Raw genomic sequence first — 7,465 nt, forward strand, 5'->3', positions numbered from 1 at the left:
GTGATGGGTATCGGGGGTTATGCGGGAGGTTTTTGCCGCATATACGGTGAAGAACATAGGGATAGATCTCCTCGCACGACGTAAAAAGAGTGACTTTTGCGTGAAGGGCGGGAAAGAGAAAGCCTATCATACAGGGAACGAAACTCTTCCCTGTGCGCCGCAAGACCCGCTGTCCGGTCCGGCACATCAACCTGGAGCCACTACGATGGAGTTCTCTTACGGCATCGACGACCGGCCGGGGCTGGCATCGCTGCTCATCTTCGGCCTGCAGTGGCTGGCGGTGAGTGTCCCCCTCGTCCTCATCATCGGCAGGGTGGTTGCCGACCTCCAGACGGACGGGTCGGCCATCCCGTACCTCCAGAGACTCTTCCTCCTCGTCGCCCTGATGCTGCTCCTGCAGGTATACCTCGGGCACAGGCTCCCCCTGGTGCTCGGCCCGGCGACTGTGCTCCTGGTCGGGATCCTGGCAAGCCTCGATGCGGGATTTCCGGCCATCAATGCGTCGCTGGTGATCGGCGGGCTCTTCCTCACCGGACTCGCGGCGACCGGGCTCATCGGATACCTCAAACGCCTCTTCACACCCCGGGTGATCGTGGTCGTCCTCATGCTCATCGCATTCACCCTCGCACCCACCATCCTCAACCTGGCTACGGATGGGGGCGGCATAGTCTCGGCGACCCGGACCTTCCTCTTTGCCGTCGTGTTTGCGCTTGCCCTCTTCATCGCCGGCGGGTTCCTGCAAGGGATCTGGAAGTCAACCCTGGCGCTCTGGGCGATCCTCCTCGGCACGCCGGCCTACATCGCTCTTTTCGGCGCAGTCGCCCCTCCTCCCGCGGATACCGCCCTCGTCGCGCTGCCTGGAAACCTGCTCGCACCGCTCGCCGTGCCCGACGTCGGGGTGCTCGCAGCGTTCCTGATCTGCTACCTCGCACTCGCCACGAACGACCTCGGGTCGATCCAGTCGGTGGGCGGTCTTCTCAAGGCCGACGGAATGGGCGAGCGGGTGAACCGGGGGGTGATCGTCACCGGCCTCGGGAACGCTCTCGCGGGCCTTACGGGGGTGATCGGCCCGGTGAACTTCTCGCTCTCCCCGGGCGTCATCGCCGCCACCGGGTGCGCGTCCCGGTTCGCCCTGGTCCCGGCCGCCGTAGCGATCGGGCTTATGGCTGCATCGCCGCTTGCCATCGGTTACCTGAGTAGCATCCCGGGCCCCGTCATCGGCGTCGTCCTCACCTACGTCATGGCTGCCCAGATCGCAGCGGGGCTTATGCTCGGGCAGGAGAGCAAGGCGGTAGAAACGTTCGACGGAGGGCTGATCGTCGGCATCCCTCTTCTCCTCGGGACACTGGTGGCGTTCCTGCCCCCGGAGGTCGCCGCAGGACTCCCGGCGGTGATCCGTCCCCTGATCGCAAACGGCTTTGTGGTGGGCATCGTCACGGTCCTCGGGCTTGAGCACATCGTTTACCGGCGGCGACCGCAGGATCGGAGCTGAACGGGTGCGCTCTTGGATCGCCTCCCGTTTCCCGCAATCCGAAACGAGAGAGTTGCCGGGTAACCGCAAATGCGGCATGAATTTAGAACAGACGACCTGGAGAAAGGCATAGTTTGACACTCTCCACGGCTAAAGCCGGGAGATTCTTGTTTCGTTGACCGGGACGTGCACCGCCGGGCTTGGCGGTGTAGAGGTCCTGATCTCCACAAGCGTAGATTCGGGTGTGCCCCACCCTACGGATGCTCGTTTCAGGATATTTTGTGCAGCGTTCAGATCCCGGGGGACGGTGTAGCCGCAGACCGGACAGAAATGGGTTCGCTGCCAGAGATCCTTCTTTTCCCGGTGCCCGCAGAGGAAACAGTCCTGCGTCGTATAGGCCGGATCGATCAGATGCACATACTTACCAGCATTCGCAGCTTTGTAGCGTATGAACTCTCTTGCTTTGTACCACGCGGCATCGAGAATAGACTGGGATCTGCCGCGAAGTTTTGCATCCAGCGATTCGACCATCGGTTTGATGTTCAGGTGTTCCAGAGCGATGAGATCGTAGTGGTCAACATAGTACCGGCTCCACTTGTGCAGGAAATCGTTTCTCCGGTTCTCCACCTGCTCGTGGATCCGGGCAACCCGGACCCGCTGCTTCCGGCGGTTCCGGCTCCCGTCCACGGCCCGGGAGAGTCTTCTCTGAGCTCGGCCGAGCCGTTTTGCGGCCTTCCTGACGTTATAGGGGTGCGGGAAGACCGTGCCATCGGTGTCGGTGGAGAAGTTCTCCAGGTTCAGGTCGATCCCGACCGCCCGGGTGCCGGTCGTCGGCTCAGGGGTATCTGGGGTCTCGGAGATGATCGCCACGAACCACTTGTGAGCCTTGGTGTGCTTGATCACGATCTGCTTGATCCTTCCCGGTACCGGGCGGCTGAGCTCGATTCGCATCTCCCCGATCTTGCTCAGCCAGAGGCGGTTGCCCGTGAGCTTGAACCCCGTCTGCTCGTAGATCATCGAGTGGACCCACTTCTTCCGCAGCTTGCCGACCTTTCTCCCCTGTTCCTTCAGCTTTCTGAGAGCACGGAGGTTGTGGACGATCTGCTGGACGACGTTCTGTAGAACCTTGCTGTGGACTTCCTTCAGCTCGGGATACTCGGCTTTCAACTTCGGGAGACAGGAGTCCTGATACACTTTGTTCTCAAGGCACCAGTTCCGGACAAAGGCACACCTCACAAAGCTGGTGAACAGCCGCCCCTCTACCTTCTGCGAAGGGTAGATCCGGTACCGGGTGACGTAGCGCATTGCGAACTCCAGGGAGCCATTGGCGCTCATCAGGCTATAATCTGTCCCGGGCGGGGTGAAAGTGAACGGACCAAGGGGGGCAATTCATCCCCACGGCTAAAGCCGGGGGCTTTCTTGCACCCCTTGAACCCCGGATCTGTAATCTGCCGGGTGCACCACCTGTTCAAAAACCCCTGGAAATTACATAAAATGAGGAACGATGGGCCCGATGCGATTCGAACGCACGACCTCCCGGTTATCAGCCGGGTGCACCACCAGCTATGCTACGGGCCCGATACACCTGTATTAGTGCCTACAAATATTGTACAATCTTCAATTTAAAGGTTTTGCAAGGACTCTACTCCTGAATCGTCGGAAAATGACACCAGCGAAGAACAGACCAGGACGACAGCATGGGACGAACCCCGCAGATAGGTACCCTCCCGGAAACGGAACCGACGCGCAGGGCCGCATCGAGGCAAGCATCGGTTTCGCGATCGTCAACCCCCCGGCTTATCAATGGGGAGAGAGGCGTGCGGCATCCCCCGCGGTGCCGAAGACGCACCTGCACCCTGCTGGTACGCAAGGCTCACCGGAGAACAATGATACGCAAAGGGTACGGGCCGTCAGGACTACCCTGCAATACCTGGCATTTCAGCACCGGACCGTTCCGGACAGGGCATCCAAAGCGCTATGTTGAAAACTGATGATAGAAGTATAGTTGAGTGGAACAATGGCAATACGATACCTACTCGGAAACGAGGGCATCGCTCACGCATGCCTGGAGGCAAACATCGATTTTGCCAGCGGCTACCCGGGAACGCCGTCATCCGAAGTGATCGATATCCTCCGGGTGCAGAAGGAGCGGCCCTTCACCGTGGAATGGTCCACGAACGAGAAAGTCGCCTTCGAGAACGCGCTTGCCGCCGCCTGGTGCGGGGTCCGCGCACTCTGCACCATGAAGCACGTCGGGCTGAACGTGGCGGCCGATCCCCTGATGACGAGCGCATACACCGGGGTGACCGGCGGGTTCGTCGTCCTCTCCGCCGACGACCCCTTCGCGCACAGCTCCCAGAACGAGCAGGACACCCGGCGCTACGCGCACTTCGCCCGGCTCCCCTGCCTCGACCCGGCGTCGGTCCAGGAGGCGCACGATATGATGCGGGACGCCTTTGCCCTCTCCGAGGAGTTCGGTCTGCCGGTCATCTTCCGCCCCACCACCCGGATCTGCCACTCGAAGGGTGACGTCGACCTCGGGAAGATCGGCACCGAATACCGGACCGCCGAGTTCCGGCGCGACCCGAAACAGTACGTGGTCATCCCCGCGCATACCCGGGTGCTGCACAAAAAACTGAACGAGAAGCAGCCGACGTTGAAAAAGCGGCTGGTCGAACTCGGCTACAACCGTCACACCGTCCGGGGCAGGACCGCCGTCGTCGCGAGCGGCGTCTCGGCCGCCTACGTCCAGGAAGTGCTCCCCGACGACGTCTCGCTCGCGATCGTCGGCGCCTACCCGATCGACGAGGAGTGGCTGGCAGACTTCGTCGACCGGCACGAGAAGGTTCTCGTCGTCGAAGAACTCGACCCGGTCGTCGAGGAGGCGGTGCGTCAGGCGGCGACGAAGACCGAGGTCGTCGGTAAGATGACCGGCACGGTTCCTTACGAAGGAGAGTTCACCCCGGCGACAGTCGCCGCCGCGCTCCAGAAGGCGGGTATGAGTCCCACGACGACCTTCCCGGCGGCCGCCCCGGCCCAGGGTGTGCCGCCCCGTCCGCCGATCCTCTGCGCAGGGTGCATGCACCGGCCGACGTTTTACGCGATGCGGAAGGTCTTCCGCGACGGCATCTTCCCGAGCGACATCGGGTGCTACACCCTCGGTCTCCAGCTCGGGGCGGTGGACACCACCATCTGCATGGGCGCCTCGATCACCGTCGGGAGCGGGATCGCCCGGTCGGGGGAGGAACGGCCCGTGATCTCGACCATCGGCGACTCGACGTTCCTGCATACGGGAATACCGGGGCTCTTAAACGCCGTCTACAACGGCGCGGACATGGTCGTCGTCATCCTGGACAACCGGATCACAGCCATGACCGGGCACCAGCCAAACCCCAATACGGGAGTGACGGCCACGGGCGAGGAGAGCACCCCGATATCGCTCGACGCGATCTGCCGGTCGTGCGGGGTCTCCTGGGTCGAGACAGTCGACCCCTACGATCTGCCGGTGCTCCTCGACACCTTCCGGAGGGCAAAGGAGCGCAAGGGCGTCCGCGTGATCATCGCGAAGCAGCCCTGCGTCATCACCGCCCGCCGGAGCGGGATCAAACGCAAACCCTACACGGTCGACCCCGAACGGTGCACGGGCTGCGGCGCCTGCCGGTCGTTCGGCTGCCCGGCGATCGCGTTCGTCGATAAGAACGCAACGATAACCGAACTCTGCGCCGGTTGCGGCGTCTGCGCGGACATCTGTCCGTCGGGCGCGATCGTCATGGAGGGACGGCGATGAGACCCTCGTTCGATATCCTGATCGTCGGTATCGGCGGCCAGGGAACCGTTCTCGCCTCGAACGTCCTCGGCGAGGCCTGCATCATCGAGAACCGCACCGTCCGGAGCGCCGAGACCCACGGGATGGCGCAGCGCGGCGGGTCGGTGGAGAGCCACATCCGCATTGACGGAAAGCACGGCTCCCTGATCGTGCCGGGGACGGCCGATCTCCTCGTCGCCTTCGACCTCCTCGAGGCCCTTCGCTACCGGCACTACCTCCCGGCAGGAGGGAGGCTTGTCGTGAACCGGCACCTGGTCGTCCCGACGTCGGTTTACCAGCAGGATCTGGACGTCCCCGACGAGGAGAGCATCCTCGCCGCGCTCGCCGACCTCGACGTCACCTGCATCGACGCCGCGGCCCTCGCAGAGGAGGCGGGGAGCATCCTCTCGCAGAACATCGTGATGCTCGGCGCGGCGTCGGGCGATATCTCGCTCCGGCCCGAGACCCTCGAAGAGGCGGTGCGGCGGTGCGTGCCGCCAAAGACCGTCGAGGTCAACACCGCGGCCTTCCGGCTCGGCCGGGAGAAGGGCGCCGGCACGCCCTGAGCGAGATCCGCCGGCCTCCCCATACATCCTTATTTTACCGCAGAACGGGGCGCCCGCAACCTGTATTACCCATCCTGCCGAGCTGGTATGCCATGAGTGAGCGGGGTAGCGTTGAAGGGCCGTTAACAGTCGACGATGCCGGACGCGAGCGGCAGCTCGCGTTCTTCGAGAAGCCGGAGGTTCCGGACTATATCCAGCAAATCGTCGAGTCCTACATCGAGAAGAAGACCGCCAAGTCCCGGGACGATCCGGTCGTGCTCGACCGGATGCGTAACGCCATCCTCGCCCAGAAGAGCCGCTACTGGAAAGAGAAACGGGTGAGTTACCGGAAGGCCTACCAGGTTCTTGGCTACCTGGCCTACCATGCGCCGGTCTATCTGGTGCAGTTCGAGCACATCCTCTGGCAGGTCATCCACCAGAGGCTCGCAAAACCCCGGATGCGCATCCTCGATCTCGGCACCGGGCCGGGAGTCGTGCCGCTCGCCGTCATCGATCTCCTCGGGCGGATAGGGAGCGGCTCCGCGGAGGTCTACGCCGTCGAACGATCAGAGGAGCACCTCGAGGCCTACAACGCCCTCGTCCCGGCCGCCGCCGCGGCGCGAGGAAACGCCGTGCGGGTGCATAAACCCATCCGCGCCGACATCGGGGCGCTCGAGGCCGGGGACCTGCCCGACCGGATAGACCTCATGGTCTTCTCGAACGTCTTGAACGAACTCCGCCACCTCGATATCGACCGGCGGGCCGACCTCGTCGCCTCTCTCGCCGAACGGCTCGCGCCCGACGGGACGATAATCGTCGTGGAGCCCGCCGACCTCGCGAACTCCACCGCCATGCGGCAGACCGTGCGGGCGATCGCGGACCGGGGCCTTACCGTCTACAGCCCCTGCTCGTTCATCCGGGGAACCGCCTGCAACCCCGCCCGGTGCTGGACGTTCGAGCAGAAAGGCGACATCCGCCCGACCCGGCTGATGGAGCGTCTCGCGGCGGGGAAAGACGGCTACCGGTTCATGAACGTCGATATCAAATACTCGTCAGCGCTCCTGCGCAAAGACACAAAGACACAGCACGCCTACCGCGTCCCGCCGGGGGCGAAGTTCGCTCCCCTCTCCCACCTCCGCCGTCACCGCGACAAAAAGATCAATGTCGTCGCCGCGCTGATGTCCAGGAACCTCGGGGATAACCGGACGAAGGTCTACAAGGTCTGCGACGGGACGCCCACGGACCCCACCTACGCCGTCGTCCCGGCGACCCTCCGCGGCACGAACCGCGACGCGCTCGAAGGTCTCCCCTACAGCGACATCGTCCGGCTCTACGGGGTTCTCGTCCGCTTCAACCGCGACCATGGTGCGTACAATCTGGTCATCCTCCCGGGGACCCGGATCGAGCCGGTTGGGTGTTCGGGGGGAGAAGGGAGCGGGACGGAGAGGGTGTAAGGCTGGAGTTGTTCCTCCTGCCGGCATTCAGGTATAGTTCCCGTCATCTTACCATATATGAGAGGGAAAAACGGGAGCAGATTGCAGATCGGGCTCTTCGATAGCACCTCAGAACAGTAAAAACTTGGGAAAACCCGATCTACTGGACCGTGGTGGCTATCGCGACTGGGGGAGGGGTTTCAGGGGAGGG

At 63.2% G+C, this 7,465-nt stretch carries 5 protein-coding genes and 1 tRNA gene; 4 read left to right on the forward strand and 2 right to left on the reverse strand.

The window, feature by feature from the left end; translation table 11 throughout:
* Window positions 1-205: 205 nt before the first annotated feature.
* Window positions 206-1,492 (forward strand): uracil-xanthine permease family protein, encoded by a 1,287-nt coding sequence (locus HL657_RS12220; protein WP_317297093.1) that lies wholly within the window; start codon window positions 206-208, stop codon window positions 1,490-1,492.
* A gap of 129 nt (window positions 1,493-1,621) precedes the next feature.
* Here HL657_RS12220 and HL657_RS12225 read toward each other — a convergent pair whose 3' ends face one another.
* Window positions 1,622-2,806, reverse strand: a complete 1,185-nt coding sequence (locus HL657_RS12225; protein ID WP_317297094.1) for an RNA-guided endonuclease InsQ/TnpB family protein — start codon at window positions 2,804-2,806, stop codon at window positions 1,622-1,624.
* 170 nt (window positions 2,807-2,976) lie between these two features.
* Window positions 2,977-3,049 (reverse strand) — tRNA-Ile (locus HL657_RS12230).
* A 439-nt stretch (window positions 3,050-3,488) separates the two neighbouring features.
* Here HL657_RS12230 and iorA point away from each other — a divergent pair.
* The 3 genes from iorA (at window position 3,489) to HL657_RS12245 (ending at window position 7,275) form a co-directional block, all read left to right on the forward strand.
* On the forward strand, window positions 3,489-5,258 hold the full coding sequence (gene iorA, locus HL657_RS12235) for an indolepyruvate ferredoxin oxidoreductase subunit alpha (protein WP_317297095.1): 1,770 nt from the start codon (window positions 3,489-3,491) through the stop codon (window positions 5,256-5,258).
* Window positions 5,255-5,842: an indolepyruvate oxidoreductase subunit beta gene (locus HL657_RS12240; protein WP_317297096.1), complete on the forward strand. Its 588-nt coding sequence runs from the start codon at window positions 5,255-5,257 to the stop codon at window positions 5,840-5,842. Before iorA ends, HL657_RS12240 begins: the two co-directional genes overlap by 4 nt.
* Before the next feature lie 92 nt (window positions 5,843-5,934).
* A complete protein-coding gene (locus HL657_RS12245) occupies window positions 5,935-7,275 on the forward strand; it encodes a small ribosomal subunit Rsm22 family protein (protein ID WP_317297097.1) in 1,341 nt (446 codons plus the stop codon).
* The last annotated feature ends 190 nt before the right edge of the window (window positions 7,276-7,465 follow it).

Origin of the sequence: Methanoculleus nereidis, assembly GCF_032944295.1 — an archaeon.
Classification (GTDB): Archaea; Halobacteriota; Methanomicrobia; order Methanomicrobiales; family Methanoculleaceae; genus Methanoculleus; species Methanoculleus nereidis.